Source organism: Emticicia fluvialis (assembly GCF_024793945.1).
GTDB classification, from domain to species: domain Bacteria; phylum Bacteroidota; class Bacteroidia; order Cytophagales; family Spirosomataceae; genus Emticicia; species Emticicia fluvialis.
Map to the genome: position 1 here is coordinate 83,732 of NZ_JANUSD010000003.1, position 21,359 is coordinate 105,090.

Annotated in this window: 23 protein-coding genes; 14 read left to right on the top strand and 9 right to left on the bottom strand. The window is 42.5% G+C overall.

Annotated elements, in window-relative coordinates; translation table 11 throughout:
- Nucleotides 1–318: hypothetical protein (locus NZ848_RS04185; RefSeq protein ID WP_259014481.1), on the top strand; the 318-nt coding region annotated here is incomplete at its 5' end.
- A 245-nt stretch (nt 319–563) separates the two neighbouring features.
- Here NZ848_RS04185 and NZ848_RS04190 read toward each other — a convergent pair.
- Complete coding sequence (locus NZ848_RS04190; RefSeq protein ID WP_253524401.1) at nt 564–938, bottom strand: hypothetical protein; 375 nt, start codon at nt 936–938, stop codon at nt 564–566.
- A gap of 572 nt (nt 939–1,510) precedes the next feature.
- On the opposite strand from NZ848_RS04190, the gene NZ848_RS04195 reads away from it, so the two are divergent.
- The 10 genes from NZ848_RS04195 to NZ848_RS04240 all read left to right on the top strand — a co-directional run bounded on the left by NZ848_RS04195 (nt 1,511) and on the right by NZ848_RS04240 (nt 10,958).
- Nucleotides 1,511–1,669: a hypothetical protein gene (locus tag NZ848_RS04195; RefSeq protein ID WP_259014482.1), complete on the top strand. Its 159-nt coding sequence runs from the start codon at nt 1,511–1,513 to the stop codon at nt 1,667–1,669.
- A 5-nt stretch (nt 1,670–1,674) separates the two neighbouring features.
- Nucleotides 1,675–2,031 carry a YdeI/OmpD-associated family protein gene (locus tag NZ848_RS04200; RefSeq protein WP_259014483.1) on the top strand — a complete coding sequence of 119 codons (357 nt, stop codon included), beginning with the start codon at nt 1,675–1,677 and terminating at the stop codon, nt 2,029–2,031.
- Between the two features lie 75 nt (nt 2,032–2,106).
- Complete coding sequence (locus tag NZ848_RS04205) at nt 2,107–2,949, top strand: helix-turn-helix domain-containing protein (protein ID WP_259014484.1); 843 nt, start codon at nt 2,107–2,109, stop codon at nt 2,947–2,949.
- Nucleotides 2,950–3,075: 126 nt separating this feature from the next.
- Nucleotides 3,076–4,395, top strand: coding sequence for a TolC family protein (locus NZ848_RS04210; protein ID WP_259014485.1), 1,320 nt, complete (start codon nt 3,076–3,078; stop codon nt 4,393–4,395).
- Nucleotides 4,396–4,430: 35 nt separating this feature from the next.
- On the top strand, nt 4,431–5,606 hold the full coding sequence (locus tag NZ848_RS04215; protein WP_259014486.1) for an HlyD family secretion protein: 1,176 nt from the start codon (nt 4,431–4,433) through the stop codon (nt 5,604–5,606).
- A gap of 41 nt (nt 5,607–5,647) precedes the next feature.
- Complete coding sequence (locus tag NZ848_RS04220) at nt 5,648–7,192, top strand: hypothetical protein (protein WP_259014487.1); 1,545 nt, start codon at nt 5,648–5,650, stop codon at nt 7,190–7,192.
- Nucleotides 7,193–7,311: 119 nt separating this feature from the next.
- Nucleotides 7,312–7,833, top strand: a complete 522-nt coding sequence (locus NZ848_RS04225; protein ID WP_259014488.1) for a TetR/AcrR family transcriptional regulator — start codon at nt 7,312–7,314, stop codon at nt 7,831–7,833.
- Between the two features lie 335 nt (nt 7,834–8,168).
- Nucleotides 8,169–8,906, top strand: a complete 738-nt coding sequence (locus tag NZ848_RS04230; RefSeq protein WP_259014489.1) for an Ig-like domain-containing protein — start codon at nt 8,169–8,171, stop codon at nt 8,904–8,906.
- Between the two features lie 243 nt (nt 8,907–9,149).
- Nucleotides 9,150–9,809: a hypothetical protein gene (locus NZ848_RS04235; RefSeq protein ID WP_259014490.1), complete on the top strand. Its 660-nt coding sequence runs from the start codon at nt 9,150–9,152 to the stop codon at nt 9,807–9,809.
- A gap of 420 nt (nt 9,810–10,229) precedes the next feature.
- Nucleotides 10,230–10,958, top strand: a complete 729-nt coding sequence (locus tag NZ848_RS04240; RefSeq protein WP_259014491.1) for an Ig-like domain-containing protein — start codon at nt 10,230–10,232, stop codon at nt 10,956–10,958.
- Between the two features lie 79 nt (nt 10,959–11,037).
- Here the strand turns inward: NZ848_RS04240 and NZ848_RS04245 are convergent, their stop codons facing one another.
- On the bottom strand, nt 11,038–11,382 hold the full coding sequence (locus NZ848_RS04245) for a winged helix-turn-helix transcriptional regulator (RefSeq protein WP_259014492.1): 345 nt from the start codon (nt 11,380–11,382) through the stop codon (nt 11,038–11,040).
- 72 nt (nt 11,383–11,454) lie between these two features.
- Between NZ848_RS04245 and NZ848_RS04250 the strand changes: the two genes are divergently transcribed.
- Together NZ848_RS04250 and NZ848_RS04255 are read left to right on the top strand one after the other, a co-directional pair.
- Complete coding sequence (locus NZ848_RS04250; RefSeq protein WP_259014493.1) at nt 11,455–12,534, top strand: alkene reductase; 1,080 nt, start codon at nt 11,455–11,457, stop codon at nt 12,532–12,534.
- Nucleotides 12,535–12,691: 157 nt separating this feature from the next.
- Nucleotides 12,692–13,465 (top strand): hypothetical protein, encoded by a 774-nt coding sequence (locus NZ848_RS04255; protein ID WP_253524506.1) that lies wholly within the window; start codon nt 12,692–12,694, stop codon nt 13,463–13,465.
- A gap of 87 nt (nt 13,466–13,552) precedes the next feature.
- Here the strand turns inward: NZ848_RS04255 and NZ848_RS04260 are convergent, their stop codons facing one another.
- Together NZ848_RS04260 and NZ848_RS04265 are read right to left on the bottom strand one after the other, a co-directional pair.
- Complete coding sequence (locus NZ848_RS04260) at nt 13,553–13,966, bottom strand: hypothetical protein (protein ID WP_253524509.1); 414 nt, start codon at nt 13,964–13,966, stop codon at nt 13,553–13,555.
- A 225-nt stretch (nt 13,967–14,191) separates the two neighbouring features.
- On the bottom strand, nt 14,192–14,620 hold the full coding sequence (locus NZ848_RS04265; protein ID WP_259014494.1) for a hypothetical protein: 429 nt from the start codon (nt 14,618–14,620) through the stop codon (nt 14,192–14,194).
- 267 nt (nt 14,621–14,887) lie between these two features.
- Between NZ848_RS04265 and NZ848_RS04270 the strand changes: the two genes are divergently transcribed.
- A complete protein-coding gene (locus NZ848_RS04270; protein WP_259014495.1) occupies nt 14,888–15,661 on the top strand; it encodes an NYN domain-containing protein in 774 nt (257 codons plus the stop codon).
- A gap of 105 nt (nt 15,662–15,766) precedes the next feature.
- Here the strand turns inward: NZ848_RS04270 and NZ848_RS04275 are convergent, their stop codons facing one another.
- The 5 genes from NZ848_RS04275 to NZ848_RS04295 form a co-directional block, all read right to left on the bottom strand.
- Entirely contained in the window at nt 15,767–16,966 is a 1,200-nt protein-coding gene (locus tag NZ848_RS04275) for a multidrug effflux MFS transporter (protein ID WP_259014496.1), read from the bottom strand.
- A 172-nt stretch (nt 16,967–17,138) separates the two neighbouring features.
- Nucleotides 17,139–18,068, bottom strand: a complete 930-nt coding sequence (locus NZ848_RS04280; RefSeq protein ID WP_259014497.1) for a hypothetical protein — start codon at nt 18,066–18,068, stop codon at nt 17,139–17,141.
- A 119-nt stretch (nt 18,069–18,187) separates the two neighbouring features.
- On the bottom strand, nt 18,188–18,640 hold the full coding sequence (locus tag NZ848_RS04285; RefSeq protein ID WP_253524543.1) for a VOC family protein: 453 nt from the start codon (nt 18,638–18,640) through the stop codon (nt 18,188–18,190).
- 71 nt (nt 18,641–18,711) lie between these two features.
- Nucleotides 18,712–19,527, bottom strand: coding sequence for an AraC family transcriptional regulator (locus NZ848_RS04290; protein ID WP_259014498.1), 816 nt, complete (start codon nt 19,525–19,527; stop codon nt 18,712–18,714).
- A 153-nt stretch (nt 19,528–19,680) separates the two neighbouring features.
- Nucleotides 19,681–21,060: an ApeA N-terminal domain 1-containing protein gene (locus NZ848_RS04295; RefSeq protein ID WP_259014499.1), complete on the bottom strand. Its 1,380-nt coding sequence runs from the start codon at nt 21,058–21,060 to the stop codon at nt 19,681–19,683.
- Between the last annotated feature and the right edge of the window lie 299 nt (nt 21,061–21,359).

Here is a 21,359-nt window from a genome sequence, read left to right on the forward strand (position 1 = left end):
GAGCTGATTCTGGTAGAGCTGATTCTGGTAGAGCTGATTCTGGTAGAGCTGATTCTGGTAGAGCTGATTCTGGTAGAGCTGATTCTGGTAGAGCTGATTCTGGTAGAGCTGATTCTGGTAGAGCTGATTCTGGTAGAGGTGATTCTGGTAGAGGTGATTCTGGTAGAGGTGATTCTGGTAGAGGTGATTCTGGTAGAGGTGATTCTGGTAGAGGTGATTCTGGTAGAGGTGATTCTGGTAGAGGTGATTCTGGTAGAGCCGCACTGCGTGCGGCTTGGGGCCTTTGCTACACCTGTAAACTGTGAGGGAAATCATTGATTATGCCCCCCCGCCCATTCCCCCACAAAAACTTAATCAGTATGTAAGGCGTTCTTAGAACGCATAAAAAACCACAGCCCATGCACGCAGCAAGCTAAATGCAACAGATACAATACCTGATAATCAGTAAAAAATCACTTACCGGATTAATGAAGTAACTAATCATAAAAAGCTACCCGGCAGCACATTCAGGCAAAAATAATTGCCCCTCGCCCATTTGCCGTCAATGCACAAGGGGCAATGCCTTACTTGTCTCGGGTATAAACTCTTTTTCCGCCTTCTACTTTGCCCATGTTGGTATTCAGCACGCCGCCAACGGCAATGCCACCAATCTGGGTTTTGTCAATCTTCCAGAAAACAGAGTCATTCTTTACGTAGTAAGTACCTTGCTGGGTGTTAGTACCCGAGCCAAAACCTTTTGTTTTGCGGATATCGATTTGCTGGCATTTATCACCAGACATAAATTCGATAGTAGTAGTGCAGGTCGGGCCGTACAAAAATTCGGCGATGTCGTCTGTGGCTGTCCAACTCGTGCCAACATACGGGTTTTTGGGTTTTACATCTTTTTTACAAGCAAAAGTGAGTACAACCAGGATTAGAGGGAGTGATTTTTTCAGCATAAATGACAGTTGTTTTAATTTTTTACTTTTCTTTTGGGGTTACTCCATAGGATATGGCTTTCCCGCTACGGTCGTTTCACTCAAAATCAACCAACCACGAGACATAAAGGAGACACTATATGTTCCTGACACTCAAATAAATTGAAGCAGCTTAAAAATGCAGAGTTGGGTTTAATAAGAAAACAGCAGTGATATACCCAACACCTTTTTTTCACAGACAGTGTTACTATTCTACTGCAAAGGTATATTACTAATAAATTAATTCAAAGTAAATACCCCGACAGAATTTTGTACCGCCTTTTCGTATTTATGCCAAATGCCTCATCAACTGGCTTTTAGTTCAGCCTGTCAAGACAAATTCACCCAACCGAGATAGGTTTCTTTGCCAGCTTCAATGCAGAACAATAACCTGCGAAACCCGTCCTGAAACCACCTCTCAATCTTCCATTTATTCTGCCTGCCGCGGCAGGTTAGTTTTACCTGTTGCAAGGCTCACCTTATTTTGTCGTTTTTTGGCTTATCTCTTTTTATTAATTTGCATTTCCTTTGCAAATAAAAACCCACCTGATTGAATGGCACCCAAAAAAATAACATTTACTGCCGAGCTGCTGCTGGCGCAAAAAACAGCCACAGGCATTGAGGTACCACCACAAGTGGTAAACCAACTGGGCACAAGCAAGCGCCCACCCGTAAATTTACCATTAATGGCCACACTTACCGCAGTACAGTAGCCGTAATGGGCGGCGCCTTTATGCTGCCAGTGAGCGCCGACGTTAGAGAAAAAGCGGGCATAAAAGCAGGAGACACCATAGAAATAACCCTTGAAGCAGACACCCGGCCAAGTGTGGTTGAGGTTCCGGCCGATTTCCGGGCTGCATTAGATGCCAACCCCACCGCCGCACAGTTTTTTGAGGGGCTTTCTAACAGCAACAAAAAGTTTTATATTGGCCCCATTGAACAGGCTAAAACTGCCGATACCCGCACCCGGCGGATTGAAAAAGCAGTGGCAGACCTGCAACTGCAAAAAAAATATAGACGGCTCCCGGTTAACTTAAACAGAAACAAACCGGAAATTGCCATGCTAACTGAATAAAGTGTAGAATTACCTGCCGCTCCACCGGCATTTTGTGTTTGATTCACTGATTTTTCTAATTTTCAATGCTGAAGCATGATCAAGATTTTAACAGAAGACAATATTTTTAAAAACATAAATAAGAGTGTTTCTTTCAGGCCTAGTAACTATGCACTGTTTATTATTTATCAGGGAACTTTAGAAATAGAACTCTCTGGGGTGTTGAACATATACCAGGAAAACAGTATTCTGGTGGTTTCTCCGCTAAAAGTTTACCGGCTGAAAGAACACTCGCAAAACCTGAAAGTATATATACTAGTACTTGACAGGGAGGTACTTCGCGCCAGAATCAATTTTAACTTTAGTTTGTATGATGTTTACCGGTTAGCCAATTTTGAATGGAAAGGCGATGTAATAAAAGTCGAGAAAAGTGAATTTGATTCCCTTTTAAGCATTGCCAAACAAATCTACAACTACCTTTACGCAGATACTCACCGATTTTTTAAAGCAGAAATCATTACTGGCCTGGTTACGTCTGTCGTCTATATGATCACGGGTCTGTTAATTGAAAAAAAAGATTTTGATTTTAAAAACAGCTCCCGGAAAGAAGAAATTACAATTAAATTTTTCAACCTGGTTTCTCTCCATTTCAAAGAACAAAAAGAACTGCGGTTCTATGCCGACCACCTGTCGCTTTCTGTCAAATACCTATCCAATTGTGTGCGCGAAATAACCGGCGTACCGCCTACCACGTTTATTGCCGATATCCTGGTCAATGAAGCAAAAATAGCATTGCTCAACTCCAAAGCTACCATAAGTATGATTACTGACACGCTAGGATACTCTGACCAATATGCGTTCGGCAAGTTTTTCAAAAAACATACGGGTTTAAGCCCCAGAAACTTCAGAAAACAGAATCAGCTCAGCAATATAGTATAGCTGGTAGCCGCATTTCTATGCGTTTCAGCCCATTTGATACCATCCGGACTTCTTTTTGCGTTTTTACGACCTTTTTTAATCAAGCGTTTGATTGAATCTTTGCACTGTAAAAACAAGTGTAAATTAATGAAACGCAAACGATACAACATTTTATTACTGCTGGCCATTTCACTATCCTCATTACAGCCTGCCCATGCCCAACAGGTAGAAAGAAAATTTTCGATAGCCAGCCTGCTTGCCTTGGTTGAAGAAAACCACCCGAGCCTGGCTGTATCAAAAACCGATATTTATATCGCAAAACAGGGCATAGAGGTAGCAAAAAATGCCCTATTGCCCACCATCAGCACAGCTTTGCAGGGCTATTATCTGGGCGATGCCCAAATCATCACAAAAGATTTATCTGATAATACCCGCATTAATATGCCGCACCTGGGTAATACTTTTTCGGTAGATGCCAGCCAGCTTATCTGGCGCGGAGGCATGGTACGCAATGGTATTGAGGTACAAAAACAACGAAAAGAACTAACCGAACTGAGCTACAAAGGCAACGAGCAAAACATCAAACTTCTGGTTTTAGGATACTATCTGGACTTGTATAAGCTCATCAATCAAAAAAAGATTTATGAACAGAACATCATACTTGCCGAACAAAGGCTGCTAAACATCAACAGGTTTTTCGGCGAAGGCATGGTTACGCGCAATGATGTTATCCGCGGGCAGTTGCAATTATCTAATCTCAGGCTTGCCCTGCAGGTATTAGAAAACAACCGGCAGATACTCAACAGGCAGCTAACCACCGCCTTGGGTTTAACAGACCAGACACAAATAATACCCGACGAAGCCCTGCTGACTGCAAGACCGCAAATTCTGGCGCCAGACAATTACCGGAAAGAGGCAGTGAATCATCCTATGGTGCTCATGACCCAAAAAGCCGTTGAAATGGTCAGAACCTCAGAAAATATCACCAGAGCAGAGCTGATGCCCGCACTGTCGGCCTTTGCCGGAAACCGCTTGGCGCGCCCGATAACCACTTCTCTGCCAGCCCGTGATATGTACTACAACGGATGGAGCGCGGGCTTGTCGCTCAACTTCAATATTGATGCTTTATACAAAACCCCAAAGAAAATAAAACAGATACAGTTTGAAAAAGACAAAGCCCTGGCACAGGCAAACGAAGCCCGGCTGATGATAGACGTTGCCATTAATGCCGCTTACATTAAGTACAATGAAGCCCTGACACAGAATAACACACTGGCAACCAACAAAAACCTGGCCGACGAAAACTACCGCATCATGGAGAGTAAATACAACAACCAACTGGCCATTTTACTGGACCTGATTGATGCCAGTAACCAGAAACTGGATGCCGGGCTGCAATATGTTAATTCTGAAATAAACATCATTTATGCCTATTATAAGCTACTGAAAGAAAGCGGCAAACTGTAAAATATTTAACAGCAAAATCAAAAGAAACAAAGAAGATGTCACAAAATAAAGCTAATACAACCACAGAAACTCAACAGCCCGCAGCCGTGCAACAGGCTGCTCCTGCACCCAAAGTAACCGCACATAAAGCAAAGCATAAAACTAAAAAAAGAGGCGCATTTATAGTAAACATGCTTGTGCTGGCGCTGGTACTGGCAGGCTTGTATTATGTTGCAAAGTCGTACGTTAGTGTTGGTGAAGACAACTACACCAATGCGGCACAGGTGGAGGCGTTCATAAACCCTGTCAATACCAGGGTGTCTGCCTACATAAAAGAAATCCGTTTTATTGAGCACCAGTACGTAAAAAAAGGCGATACACTGCTCATACTTGACGACCGCGAGATACAAACCCAGCTTGGGCAGGCAGAAGCAGCCTATATGGCTGCGCTGGCTTCACGCAATGCCACCTCTAACGCCATTAAAACGGTAGCTAACAACGTAAAAACAGTGGTGGCAAATGTCGACGCCGCCAAAGCCAACATTGAAGCATCTAAAGCCCGGTTGTGGAATACAGAACAGAACTTTAAACGTTACCAAAGGTTATTAAAAGACGAAGCCGTAACCCAACAGCAGTTCGACCAGATAAATAGCGAATATCAGGCACAGAAAGCACAACTGGAAGCACAGATATCGCAGTACCAGTCTGCAATCAACACCAGAACGTCCAGCGAATTATCGGTAAACGAGGTACAATCCCGGCTTGGCATGAACGATGCCGAAATCAAACGGACAGCCAGTGCCTTGCAAATGGCAAAAATCAACCTTTCATACACAGTCATTACGGCTCCGCATGATGGAATAATGGGCAGAAGAACCGTCAATACCGGGCAGTTGCTCAACCCCAGCCAGCAGGTAGCTACCATCGTTGATATTGATCATATCTGGATTACAGCCAATTACCGCGAAAAACAAATGGGGAACGTTAAAATAGGCGGATTGGCCACGATAAAGGCCGACGCACTGGGAGGCAAAGTCTTTGAAGGAAAAATAGTGGCCATTTCCGGAGCAACCGGGGCAAAGTATGCAGCCGTGCCGCTGGATAATTCAACAGGTAATTTTGTAAAAGTTCAGCAGCGGATACCGGTAAGAATTGAATTTACGGCCAACAACCGTCCCGGCGACCTTAAACAGCTTCGGGCAGGTATGAATGTAGAAGTAACCTTAAATTAACCGGCAGGTAATTACTGCCAATGTCTTACAAGAAACAAAACATGTATAACAAAGGTCCGTTTGCAAGCTGGGTTCCCAAGCCGGTTATGCTGATACTTATTTTGGTCATTCTATTTCCGATGATGACCATTTCGGGGGTGTACCCAACCACGCTCACAGACGTAACAGGGGCCCTGGCAACTTACACCGAATACATTTCTTTGGCCAACAATGCAGGCACAATAGGCATGGGAGTCATTTTTCCGATAGCCATGCGCTTAAAAATGCGTTTCAGAAGCAAAGAAATTATTACCACCAGCGCCATTCTGCTGGCAGTGTTATCTTATATGTGCGCCACCACCGACAACCCCCTGGTGTTAATCGGCTGCAGCTTCATGATTGGATTCATAAAATTTTTGCCCATTATTGAAATGATTCTGCCCGTGATGTTTATGATAGCGCCCACCGGAGACAGAGGCAAGTTTTACGCCATATTTTATCCTTTGTCTATCGGCTTTGGTCAGCTTTCGGCCTATACCTTTGCTTCATTGGTATTCAATGGCAGTTGGCAGGCGCCGTATTTTCTTATGTCGGCCATAATGCTGTGCATTGCAGCCTTGTCGCTCATATTCCAGCATAACCAAAGGTTCAGTTTCAAAATGCCATTGTACCAGGTAGACTGGCTTTCATTGGCTTTAATGGCGGTTTCATTAATGTGTTTCAATTATTTCCTTGTCTTCATGAAACAACAGGGCTGGTTTATTTCTCCCGCCGTCGTGGGTACGTTAATAGCCGGTGTTTTACTTTTTGCCGCGCTTATTTACAGACAGCAATTCCTGAAAAGAAAACTCATTGATTTCAGTGCATTAATGAAGAAAAACGTAATCCATTCCATAATTCTATTACTTTTTCTGGGTGCGTATCTGGCAAGTTCAAGCATTTATTCTCAATATTCTGTGGCTGTTCTTGGATACAACAACCTTATCAACGCTCAGCTGAACCTCTGGATGATACCAGGCATTGTGCTGTCCGGAATAATGGCCTACTTTGGCTTCAAAAACAATTGGTACATCAAATACTACATAGCGGCTGGTTTTGTATCTTTTTTCCTGCATACCCTGCTCTTGTATCTTATTATACAGCCCTATGCCGACATCCGTTATCTGGCATTCGCCATGTTTTTGAAAGGCCTGGGTATGGGCATACTTTTTATCGGAATATGGTTTTACACCTCATTGAACCTGTCTATGCAGCAATTATTAGGCATAATGGGCATATTAATTGTTATCAGAGCTTTTCTTGCCACCGCCATTGGTGGTGCCATTATAGGCTGGGCCGGTTATCAGGCACAATGGCAAAGCCTGAACGACATTTCGGCTTACCTTGATACGGGAGATTTCCCGAACGGAATGGCCATTTACCAGAACATAAGCCTGAATGCCCTGATGGCCTCCGGAAAAATCGTGCTGGGGTCTATGTGCTGGCTTATTATTCCGGTTCTGATAATCATTGCCACACATAGCTATGGTAAGTTTCATTTCAAGAGAATTGTTCTTTTAAGAAAAATCATAAGAGGAAATTCAATAAAAGGATACAGGCTTACCTGATGCTTTTAAAAATGGTTTTCATAGTCTGGCAAAGCATACCAAGCGCAATGACATTATGTATCTGAATGCCCGATGCAGGCAATAATCCTAGGCATAACCAACCACAACAGAACCTTAACATGAATACCAAAGCACAGATACTGAAAGCGGCTGAAGATTTATTCTTCCGTAAAGGTTACCACGCCACCACCATCCGCAATATTGCAGCAGAGGCCTCGGTTAATAATGCAATGGTCAATTATTATTTTCAGAGCAAAGAAAACCTGTATCTGGCTGTGCTACAACAACTCCAGAAAAGTTTTGACACGGTTCATCCTCCGGTCGACAACGGCCGGGGGCAAACCGAAACACTCGAGTTATTTATCAGACAAACCATTGAAGTATGTCAAAAGCATGACAAGTTATTTCATCTCTTTATGCAAGAGCAACTGCAGGCCTCTACCCCACAGACAGCAGAAATGGTAAAAAACATAGAGAAAAATCACTTTGAATGCTTTTGTTCTATCCTGAAAAGCCACCACAACTATAAGGCTTCTGTTCCCGACAGTTGCACAACCTTGAAATACCATGCCATTTTCGGAATGGTAAAAGAATTTATTCGAATTGAGAACAATAAAATGATGATGAAAGCAGCATCATAAACTGAATACCCGGCCGTTTTTTTTAAGCCCAAAACTGCCTTTACCCGCACCCGCCATATTGCCGATACAATAACAGACCTGCCACAGCCAAAAAAAAACAAAATCGGCCTCAGAATATTACCTGAAGCAGTTTTTAATATGATAGCCGTCATATTTTTTTTTAAAAAACACTTACCGTTTAATAAATTTATCATAGATTTGCGGTCACCTTCTATTAACTTTGAATAACAATTTTAAAGGGCGTAGAAAAATCGTGTTTTCACTAATAATTACAAACAAAAAGTAAAAATAATCTGCTGTAGATTGTTTTAATTAACCTCCCTTTAGTAAATCTTATGAAAAGATTTTCACCAATGCTGTTGGTGCTATGCGTTGCATGCACTACTGTTGAAGAACCGTTGACCATCATGGACGACACCAACGTTCAATTGAAGTATGATGGCTCGCATCAATTTGTTGTGAAAAGAGGCAATTCTATTGTCTCAAGCAGTGAAATTACCTGGCAAAGTGCCGACACCAAAGTTGGTAACATCAACAAATCAGGTAAATTCGAAGGCCGTAAAATCGGCACTACAGAAGTTACCGCCGCTACTCAGAATGGCTCCTTTAAGGCTGAAGTTGACATTGAGCCTTATTACAACACTTATTCAGAACCCGTGCTGGACTTCTACTCGTCAAAGCAATCTATCAAAGCAAAAGAAAAGCGTGAGCTGGTAAGTGACGACGGAATCATGCTGGTTTACCACATCGGTAACACCAAAGCACAAAGGTTGATTTACTTTTTTGAAAAAGACCAACTGATTGGCTGTGGCGTGTTCTTTACCGACAAATCGTTCAGAAAAGAGGTAAACACTTTTCTGCGCGAACGCTACCCCGAAGCCATTACCCGTGGTGATTTATCCGGCTACATGGCAGACACCGAGCAATTTGCGGCTCTTATTAACGAACAGGCCGCCGCAGGTTTGGCTGTTACCTACCTTCCTGAAAGCGTCAATGGTCGCCGCATAGCCAATAGCAATGCACAGGCAGGTAAAGTATTAAGTCTGGTACAAAGCTATAACTGGCAAAAATAACATTAATACCACTGGTGGTATTAAAAACTGAAGGCGGGCAACAGGCAGAGTTGGTCGCCTTTCAGTGCTTATATTCTACATAAGGTACCGTTAAATTATTTTTTTTGCAACGCTGCACTAATCTTTTTATATTTACCACAGAAAGCCACACAATATAGCTTCAACCACCTGTCATTCGTTTATAAAATTTGTAGCTGTAGACTTTTAGGTTCAAAGCCCATACCTTTTCCCAGTGTACATCTGATGAAAAAGCTAACCATACTTTTCATATCATTTGCTGTTGTCTCCTGCATTGGCGAAGAAGAGCCGGTAACCACGTTGTCTGACACCAAAATTGAACTCAACCATGACGGCAAACATCAGTTTGTGCTAAAGTATGGCACTATGCCCATTGATAACACACGGATTATCTGGAAATCGCGCGATGAAAAAGTAGGTACCATTGATGTTAGCGGCACATTCCATGCGCGCAAGCTGGGCAAAAGCGTTGTTTCGGCCTATACCAAAGACGCCATTTATCAGGCCGATGTAGAAGTGGTTACTTATGACAGGTCTATTCAAGACCCTGTTCTTGATTTTTATGCCACAAAAGCTGCTATAAAGGCCAAAGAGAAAAGAATACTTCATAAAGAGAGTTCTGAAACGCTTCAATACTCCAATGGCATAAAGGGCCTGCCATGCAGCCTTGTGTATTACTTTGAAAACGGGAAGATGATCAAGTGTATTGTTACCATCCCGTACAGTATTTTCAGGAATGAAGTAGTCACATTCTTAAAAGAAAGATACCCGGTTATGGTAAAAAATGGTAACACCGAAGTTTACTACCCTGATGAACAACTGTTTACTGCATCATTAACGCAAACCAAAGACGAAGACTTAACAATAATTTACTCAGCCAAATAAAAAGAGAGCATTAATTTCTATTAAAATTCAAAGCGCCAAATTGTAGAAATATCTCTGAGAGATTAAATAACAACTAAAAATTAAAGTCCTCTAAACATCATTTTCTGTTTGAGACCGATTAAAAATCGAGTAAAATATTTAGAAAAGATAAAAGTAATATCGGATTTTTAATTGGGCGAGTTTAAATGATGCTGGTTTTTGGTTACTTTTTGCGTAAAAAGTAACAACAGGGGAATATAAGTACAGTAGGTTTTATTAAAACAAATTCTTAAGAATCCTTAGAAGTAAAGTTTAAATCAGAATTAACAGTAAAACTCAGCAGAACTCGCTGTAAAATATCACCAACTGACAACAAGATTTTCTTAATCCAAACCATAATAATTTAAACCACGTATTACAAAAAAATCATTTGTCACATTTATGAAAAAACTCACTATCCTTTTCATAGGTTTATGCCTTGCTGCCTGCTCTAAAGAAGACCCCATGACTATCAACCAGCCGAATGGTCAGTTAAAATATGACGGCACCCACCAATTTACAGTAAAAAAAGGCGGCAATAGCGTTTCAGGCGTTACCTGGAAAAGCAGCGACACCAAAGTTGGCACTGTCGATAACAGCGGTAATTTCAAAGCCCGTAAAATTGGCAAAACAGATGTTACAGCATCAACCAGCGATGGTTCTGTAAGCGCATCTATAGAAATTTTTCCATACACTACATTCTTTGCCGAACCGGTAGTTGATTTCGGCTTGTCTAAAGCAAGTGTAAAATCAAAAGAAAAACGAAAACTGGAAGAAGAAGCCACCGAAGGACTTCTTTACACCGGTGAAAACAGCAAAATAGAAAATGTTGCCTATACATTTTCCAACAATAGGTTGGAGTATGCTGCAGTACTTTTTCAGTCTACCTCAGCAGTAGTAAAAGAAGCCACTACCTACATGAAAGAACGCTACCCAGTTAGCGGAGTTGATGGTTCTGAAATCTACTTTTTCTCTGACAATAACAAATACCTTGCTGTTATGGGTGTAGACGAAGAATTAGGCCTGGTGGCACTTTATATGGAGAATACAACTGGTGCCAGAAAAGAGTTAACACCAAAACAGGCTGAAAGTTTCAAAAAAGCATTGGCTGCTTTCAAAGCACGCCGATAAAAACCCGGATTAAGAAAATATTGTTTGCAGAACCGAAGTCATGTGATACCTTCACATGGCTTTTGTTTTTTTAGCGGCTTTAATTAAAGGCTTCAAACTGCCGTAGCAAAGGTATCAGCTGCTTGCCTTTGTCGGTCAGGCAATATTCAATATGCAGGGGTTTCAGTTGAATGGTGCTTTTCAGAATATAACCGTTTTGGGTTAAATCTTTCAGTGCAACAGACAACGTTTGTTTATTAGAGCCATGAATACGGCGCAGAAACTCGCTAAAGCGCGATTTCCCCGTTACATGCAAAATAAACAGCACCTGCAACGTCCATTTGCTGGTTAGCAATTTTAATACATCCTGTGTAGGGCACACAGGCACGCCTCCCTCCAGAGGGCAAACCAGATTAGTCTTAATTTCGGCAGTAGTAGTGGTCATGTTTTTCTGACTAATTGACTCTCAATTTCATTTATTGCAATTTTGCAACATAAATTTTAAACCATTAGGTTCATGTCTGAAACAATAAATTTATTTACTCCTTTTAAGGGTAAACTAAACCTGAAAAATAGAATTGTAATGGCGCCCATGACACGCTGCCGCGCCATAGGCAACCTGGCCAATCCGCTAATAGCCACATATTACGCCCAGAGAAGCACAGCAGGGCTGATTATAACTGAGGGGGTAGCCCCCAGCCCTAACGGATTAGGCTATGCCCGCATACCGGGGATATTCAGCCCCGAACAAACCGAAAGCTGGAAAACCGTAACACAGGCCGTTCATGCAGCCGGAGGCCAGCTATTTATGCAGCTGATGCACACGGGTCGTGTGGGTCATTCGGCCAATTTACCTGCCGGTGCGCAGTTACTTGCGCCGTCGGCCATTAATGCCGACAGCCCCATGTGGACCGACACCCAGGGTATGCAAACGACCGAAACACCCAAAGCCATGACGGCTGACGAAATCAAAGCCACCATCGAAGAGTTTGCACAGGCCGCCGCCAATGCCATTGAAGCAGGTTTCGACGGCGTAGAACTGCATGGCGCCAACGGGTATCTGCTTGAGCAGTTTCTCAATGCAGGCACCAATCAACGAACCGACGAATACGGCGGCAGCATAGAAAACAGAGCCAGATTTGTGATTGAAACCGCCCGGGCAGTAGTAGAAAGAATCGGAGCCGACAAAACCGGAATCCGGTTGTCGCCCTATAACAGTTTTAACAATATGCCTGCTTATGATGATACCGCCGCGCTGTATGATTACCTGGCCATTGAGCTGAACAAACTTGACCTGGCGTATCTGCACCTGATAGACTACGCATCACGCGCCACCGAAGAAGGCCGTGCATTGTTGCAAAGCATCAGAACCAGTTTTAAACCGGCCTTGATACTTAATGCGGGTTATACCAAAGAGAGAGGGAATCTGGCACTGGCCAATAATGAGGCTGACCTGATATCGTTCGGTACTCCGTTTATCGCCAACCCTGATTTACCGCATCGCCTGGCCAACGATATTGAGCTGGCACAACCAGATACCAATACTTTTTATACAGCAGATGCCGTAGGCTTTACAGACTACCCCGCTGCCGTATAAAACCAACAGGTGAAAAACGCAAAAACGCCGTTGAATGCTCATTCAATGGCGTTTTTGCGTTTTAAGGCAAGTATCCTTTATAATAAATTGATTTGGAGCCTTCCTGCATTTAACCTAATATTGCGGCAAAATAATACTCACACATAAAACTACCTTCATGAAAAAAATTTATTTGCTGTTAACCGTATTGCTCACACAATTTAACTCTTTTGCACAGTGCATTGAAAAGCGTATCAAAGACAAGACTACCGAAACGTTTTACCTTAATGCACATAAACAGCCAACGAAAGTTGAAATTATAGAAGAAAACAAGACAAAATCGATTGCGAATTTTAAATATGATACAAAAGGCAATTGCATTCTGGTAAATATTGCAGGAAAAATGCAAATTAAAGGAAAGTATAACACAGCAAACCAGTTAACTTCCACAGCAACTTCCATCGATAAGGATTTCACTATTATTAATGAATTAGAGTATAAAGATAATCTGGTTACCAAAATAAAAACATCAGTGGTGATGTTTGGTTCCTCACCTGATCTGGCAAATGAAACCAATTTAACCTATGAAAATGGCAATCTAACACAAATAGAAGTACGAGAAGTAATAAAAGATAGCGTTTTTACTGTAATTCAGAAAGTCACTTATGATGAGGCCATCAATAATGATACGAAAACTGAACGAATGCTTCATATAGCTACCTATACAGGTTATGACGGTTTCAACTCTTTATTGGCACTAAGTCGTAATAATCCTTTAAAACTGTCTTACTCCGGAAAAGAACCAAAAGAGGGATGTACATCGAAAATTGTACATGAGGAATATGATTATCAGTATGATTCCTCAAAACGGTTGATAAAGTCTATCACAAAGACAACTTGTGATGAAACAGTAGAAACCAAAACTACCAGAATAGAAACTACCTGCAAGTAAGAAAATACGAGCAATGCAATACATAACGAGCGTCTCATTAGCCAATGAGACGCTCGTTATGTATTTACCAGTAATACAACCAAAACCTTATGGGTTAGTAGTAGCAGCATCTACCGGCATAGATACCGTACAGGTCTGGCCACCAAAGTTAATCATAAATGAAGCCGTACCTGCCACAGATGGCGTACCGGTAACATTAAATGTTAAATGGCCGCCATTTACTGCCAGTGTGCCGGGTGTAAGCGTGGCCGACAACCCCGTAACACCAGTAGAGGCTATACCTGTGCTGGTGGTATAAGTTACTCCGTTGCCCTCTGCATACGGTATTTTAAATGTACTTGTGTAGCTTGTACCTGCCTTGGCTCTGCTGGCAAATTCAGCATCCTGGCATTTCAGCCCTGATATCGTCCCGATAATTATCTGGTTATCATCGTCTTTGTCACAGGCCTGTAAAGTAAAAAGCGCAATCAGCGTAAGTCCTAAAATTTTAACAATTTTCATAGCATTCTGTTTTTTTGATTTGTAAACCGAAAGCTAAAAACGCTGTACCATAGCCCCCGGAGGCACTGTTTCTACAACATCAGGCAAAAAAACCTCTTTTATGACGCATTTCAGGGATATTATTCAGCAACAACCCTCAGGCATACCTCATTGCTGAAAGGCGGGCTAAGCAAATAAAAAAGCCCCTGCACGCAGAGGCTCCCAAATATATTTTTGCAGGGCAAGCTATTGCCCCAGGGGTTGCGGTTCAACCGGCGACCCACCCACTGCCATAGACACCGTGCAGGTTTGTCCGCCAAAATTAATCACAAAAGATGCAATGCCGCCCGTATTGGGGGTTCCGGCAACTGAGTAGGTAAGCATGCCCGAACCTTGGGCCAGCGTACCCGGCACCAATATGGCCGACAACCCCATTACACCCGTTGACGACACCCCGTTGTTAGAACCATACGTACTGCCGTCGCCGCCATTATAAGGCACCGTAAACACACCATTATAAGTAGTACCTGCCGTAGCCGAACCAGTAAATACAGCCCCGGGGCAGGTTAGTTCTGTAATGCTTATGGGTTCGTTAGTAAGCTCCTCTTCTTTTTCACAGGCCTGCAAGGCATAAAAAGCCAGCACGCCTAAACCCAGTATTCTAATAGTTCTCATAGTATTTAATTTTAAATTGTGTGAATACCCCATACAATCAAAAATCTATGCCAGTTGGTGCGCCAATAAACTGGCGCAGCTAATCAGGCATTTAAAAAGGCTCAATAATGAATCTGCCTGGCTGTTGCAAACCACATCTTGTTGGCCATAAAACAGAAAATAAATAAGAAACCATATATTTGTGCAGGGAAAATGATTTTCTGGCTTCACATCACATCAAAAGGATGCCTTACCAGCACCAAAATTTCTTACAAAAACACTAAAAACATGAGCGGAGATAAGTTTAACATTGCGGTTCTGATTGATGGCGACAACGCTCAGGCAAAATTAATCAAGGAAATTCTGGCGGAGGTATCCAAATACGGAAAGGCCACCATAAGACGTATCTACGGCGACTGGACCAACACCGGCATGAAAAGCTGGAAAGAGGTTCTGAACCAGTATTCTATCAACCCTATTCAGAAATTTGCCTATACTACCGGAAAAAACTCAACCGACAGCTCGCTGATTATTGATGCCATGGATATTCTGCACGGCAAGAGCATCAATGGTTTTTGCATTGTTTCCAGCGACAGCGACTACACCGGGCTGGCCAAAAGAATACGTGAAGAAGGCCTCTTTGTAATGGGTATAGGCAGAACCAATACGCCAACCGCTTTTGTTAATTCCTGCGACATCTTTACTTTTTCAGAAAACCTGATAGCCGAATCGGAAATGGCCGAGGCCATACAGGTAAGCAAGAAAAAAGACCGCCAAAGCAAGGTGGTACAAAAAGAAGCCCCGGCCGTTACCCACCTCAAAAAATTTCAGGAACTCGACGAGGCCATTATCGACAAAGCCTTTGAGATTTCAACCACCGACGACGAAACCTACGTATCAAACATCGGGCTTTCGTTAAGGAAAATCGACCCAAGTTTTGACTCCCGTACTTATGGCTACAAAACGCTATCGAAACTGCTGGAGAACCTGGACAAATACGAAGTAATCAGAAAAGAAATCAACGGCATCAACCACCCGTTGTTGAGGTTGAAGCAGGGGTAGTAGTGATAATACTTTCATCATTTAATTTCTATCGGGCAGGTTAAAGCTGTATCAGGAGGAATCGCATTCCGATTTGATGAATTTCATTCAAATATCGCTATGCTCTTACTTAGCTGCACTTGGCGCTTTTCCCCTCCCCCACAAAAACAAGCCCAAAGCCAGGCAGCCATCAATACAGTAGGCAATGGCCAGCGGGGTGGTTGAATTTACCAGCAGGCTGTCGATAACAGACCCCAGAAACGCCCCGATAACCAGATAAGCAGTGCCGTAAATAGAGGCGGCCATGCCTGCTTTGTCGCCCATTGGCTCTAGCGCCAGCGAGCTGCTGTTGGGTTCAATGGCTACGTTGACACTCTGCAGCAAACCAATAATACCAAACAGCACAAACAGCGGGACTGGTGCCTGCCAACCAAGCGTAAGCGCCAACAGAACCAGGGCCCCGGCCACATATACCAGCAACAACATACGCAGGGTGCGCCTGGCGCCGAATTTTGCAACCAGCCTGGCATTCATAAACGTAAACAGGCTCATACAAAAACCAATACTGCCAAATATATACACAAACCATTGCGGCTGACCATAAATAGTGCCTATAATGCGTTCAGAACTACCAACATAAGAGCTGAAAGCCGCAAATAATACCGTAGTAATGGCGGTGTAACGCACAAACTGCCGGTTGCTGAAAACAGCGCGGAACGATTTCACCAAAGCCAGCACGTCGGTTGTTTGCCGCCCTTCTGGTGGTGCCGACTCAGGCAAACGCAACGACCACACAAAAAACACCACCGCAAAAGCCGCAGGCGTAAGAAACACCACCTGCCAGTTAGAAACCGACAGAATAGCTGCCCCCAGCAACGGAGCCAGCACCGGGGCAATCAGAAAAATAGTCAGTATCAGCGACATCGTACGAGCCATTTCGTTGCCCGAAAACCGGTCGCGCACGCAGGCCAGCACGCTTACAAACATAGCCGACGACCCCACGCCCATCACAAACCGCGCCGCCGACAGCCAGATAATATCAGGAGCCAGCGCGCCACCCACACAAGCGCCTATAAACAAGACAAAACCTGTGCGCATAACGGGTATGCGGCCGTATTTATCAGCCATTGGCCCGAAAATCAACTGGCAGACCTGTCCCATAAAAAAGAAAGTAACCAGCCGCGCCGTAGCCGCCGACACACTGCTTAGGCCAAAATGCTTGCGTACATCGGCAAAAGTGGGTAGCATAATATCAATGGCCAAAGCCGTAAGCAACTCAATGCAGGCCATCATGGCAATAAATTCGGCGCGGCTTATGTTTTTCATGTAGGGTTTGGTCTTACTTATGGTTGGCATGGTAAATTGGCCATCCGTTTACACCTGCAAAGATACCCCGGCTTATGTGCCCGGCAACGGTGCAAAAACGCCAAAATGAGGGGTAAACGAGACAATTATGCTCAAAACCGGCAAACAGTATAAAGTGTGGGGGCTGGCAGTATTATTTACGCACAAATTCATAAACCAGCAGGTCATCTTCCATGGGCGATACGTACTCATCATACTGATACACAAATCGCTTCATTACTCCGTTTGGCTTTTCAAAAACAGCCAGCATGGTCTCTTTTCTTTGTGGTTGAAATGCCTCCAGCCGCGCTTTGGCTGTAGCCATAGATTCTACCGGCAAACCCATCTCAATCCAGGCTTTTTCAAAACCGGCCGTTTTGAATTGCTTGAAAGCAGCAGGCGAAAGCGCAGTATTAAGGCTAACCTCATAGCCCGCTGCTGAGGTGCGCACCGCTCTGTTTATTGTTTTTGGTATCTCCATCCTACCTGCCAGCTCGTTTTCCATTACTGTAACGGTATCGCGGGTCAGGTGAGAGTCTGCTTTTAATAACATTAAAGACTTAAAAAACTGTTTAACCTCCGGCACATACCCAGACAGAAAATCTGACGAATCGCCCTGCGACTTACGTATAAAATCCTGCATATAAAAGCAGTCGTCGCTCCGTTTCTGATGGTTACTCAACCCTTGGGTGGCCAACAGTGCATTCCTGAGGCCGGGCAGGTCTGTCCATCCTTCAAACCCACCTTCTTTACTGAAACTAAGCTGCAGGGGCGTATGCAATAAAAATTTCCTTACAAGGTTCAGGCAACTGTCATATTTGTTTTCGTCAGGCAGGGTATTAATAGACAAATACCGCCATTCAGCTTCGTAGCTCCCGGCCTTGCCGGGCTTGCGGCCTGTTATTTTCAGCTCAAAAACAATCAGGCTCTTTTCATCTCGTTCCTGCCATCTGGTAGCCTCACGCTTTTTTAATTCGTAAGTCCATACATCCCCAGCCTTCCAGTCAGTCGGTACGTCATTCGGCTGCCCAAAAACAACTGCCGAACCCAATAAAAAAATAAAGCACACCAAAATTGTTTTCATTTTAGCCACAACGTTTTGTTTCAGGGCGCAAAATAAAAAAATCCCCAAACATTGGCACGCCTAAACGCGCAAATAAAAAAGTGCCTGGCTAATCTGTCCAACCGTACATTTACCCTGCCCTATCTCGGCGAATACGTTACGATATCAATGCCAATGCCGTTGGGGTCAACAATGGCAAAGTGGCGGTCGCCCCAGGGTTCATCTCTCAGGTCGACACTAATAGCCACCCCCTTTTTCTTCATCTCTTGGTACACGCGGTCAACGTCGGCCACCTCAAGGGTCAGGTACATGCCCTGCCCGTTAAAAGGCGTCTGAAAAAGCGGCTGCTGACTGGGGTGGTTAGGCAGCAGAAAACTGATTTCGGCCTCCTGCCCCGGTGTGTGCATCAGCAGATAAAATTCGTTTTCAAACGTAACCCCAAAGCCCAGATTCCGCGTATAAAAAGCCTTGGTTTCGGCCAGCTTCCGGGTAATAATGCCTGCATTCAGTTTCATGTGTTTGTTAGTTTGGTTTTGCGCAACGGCAGGGTTCAGCAATGCCTGCAGCCACACAAAAATAAAGATACGTTTCATGTTTATGCTGATTGATTACCCCACAAAGTTCGGCAGACGGCAAAAGCCATCCTTGTAAAAAACGGACATCATCAGCGGCCGAAAGCCCGGCTGGGTGTAACCCCGTAGAAATTCCTGAATTCTTTTATGAAATGCGCCTGGTCGTAGTACCCCGTATCAAAAAACAGCGGGTTTTTATGCAGGCTTTGAGAAGAAGGCCTTGCCCGCAGAATATGCTGAAAACGCACCACCCGGGCGAAGGTCTTGGGGGTGTCGCCCACATAAAATTCAAAAAGCCGCCGCAATTGCCTGGCACTGATACCCGTATCAAGGTCTTTTTCAACATTCAGCACGCCGCAATTTTGCAGAATAAGACCAATGGCGCCATACAGCCGGTTATCAAAATCAGGCACAAAATGCGCCAGATGCCGCAGCAGATAAGCATCAAGCCGGTGGCGCAGGGTTTCCATGCCAGCCATGCCAGGTGGTAAAGCAGCCATCAAACCAGCCATCTGCGGCAGTACATCAGCCAGCGGCAGGTAGCGGTTGCTCAGCCCGGCGGCATCCACCCCAAACAACTGCGGAAATTGCGCAGGCAAAAACCTGATGCCCACATAATGAAACACATTACCCAGCGGAAACTCAGTAAACTGCCTGCAAAAACCCATTACGTAGGCATCGGCAGGGTTGTTAATTTCAAAGTAAATATCAATACAGCCATCGGCCACCACCCTATACACAAACGCATCTTGCAGCGGTTGCACCGTTTTCAGTTCCCAGTAGCAATACACAAAAGGCAGCAGCCGCTCATGCGGCGCCCACTCCTGATAAACCACATCATCCGCCGACTGCCGCACAGTAGGCTGCACAGGCATATAGAGGTTACGTATGGTAGGGAGCGAGGGCATGGGGGGTTAAAGACAATTGTTCAAATATTTGTGTGAAAAGAAAATGTTCATTCTCTTTACAAACTAAATCGCTTTGTTTTTTTTAGTCATCTAAAAAGCCTGAAACTCATAGCAACCTTATACTTACCTCTCATTTTAATTAGAAAGTAAAAACTAAAATCTTTTAAAAATCTCCACATTATGTTTATAAATTGCTTCCCCCAAAAACTGTCTTTCCAAACCAATTTCAACTAATAATGCATAAACTATTAAAATTTTCAACTTTTCGGACAATAGTCGAAGCCTCATACCTTTCAATGCTTTTTTTTCAAGATTCTTTGAATAATGTGTGTAATAGTTTCGTGAATATTTAATTTCTAGAATAAATTTATTGCTATCTCCAATTAATTTATTCAGCATTTCATTTGAGTACCTATTGATTAAATCTTCAAGTCTTAAATGCAAGTTTATACTATTACCAAATACAAATTGTTCAATTAGCCAATTATGATATTTTTGGGGAGTACTATCTAGAATTTCTCGTTTCATAGTTTCGTATTCATCCTTAGGAAATCTAGTTTTATTGCTTATTTTAGAATGAAAAGCCTCTGCGGATTGAGCTAGATTTAAGAAATTATTCTCATTAAACCGATTTCGATTATAAAATTGATCTAACAAAAGATAGAAACAATTCTCATACAAAGCATATTTCTCAAACCAGCTTTTAATTAAAGACTCGAAATTATGTTGTACATCATGATAGCAAAATATTAAACTAGAATAATTTTTACTCTCCACATTCTCTTCAAAGTTGGTAATTGAAAAAAACAACTCATAACTTTCATTAAGTTGACTATTATATAATCTAATATTATGAATGTATGTGTTTTTATAAATTGCTAAAATTAAAAAATCACAAAATCTTTTAAGATATCGATACAAATCTGGAATTTTTTTCAGGATATTAGATTTGACTTCGAATACCACTTCTTGTTCAAGTTTAATTCCGATTTTGTGCTTTTCATTGGTAGAATAGTTAATATTCCAACTAAAACTACCAAGTGTATTATCATCTATTTGAAATTCTATTGGATCTTTTCTCTTATAATTAACAATTATGTTCTTTAATCTTAATTCATCGGTCTCAAGATTTAAATCAAAATTATTTATTCCAATCCAATTATCAAGATAAAAAATTTGACACTTAATGCTGGTAAATTCATTCTCACAATAATCATGTGAATGCAACCCAATTAAGACGATATTAACTCTATATTTGGCGAAAGATATCTCATTTTCAAAATCTATGTTTGAAAATGAGAGTGAAGAATTAAAGACATATGATTTGAATAAAGTTATTCGCTGTCCACTACTCGTAATACCCCATATACTTTCATACATACTTACTCCTATTGTAGAAGAATAAGAATTGAAAATGCCAAACAATTCCAAATAAGCTCCATTTACAGAATCATATGCTAATGTACCAGAATATTTATCATGTATATTTTCAGGCAAAAACCATTGCCCTTTGATTTTAAATTTTTGGTTCATACAACAGTTAGTTTTAGTCTTAACAAAAATTATGCACTAGTTAATTGGGAGATTAAATAAACACGCAGATAGCCACCTACAAAAAAGCCCCTAAACAAAGGGGGTTTTTGCTTTAATTACAATTTATTTTAACTTTTTATACAAATAAAAGCACATAAGGGTGAAGTACAATACATTTTTATAAAAAAAACAGGTTTTTAACCCATAATTAATAAAATAATTTAATAATATCTCAAAATAGCAAAAAACAGGGTTTATTCTCAACTTTCAGCATAGCTAAACCGCTAAACCTCCAATCA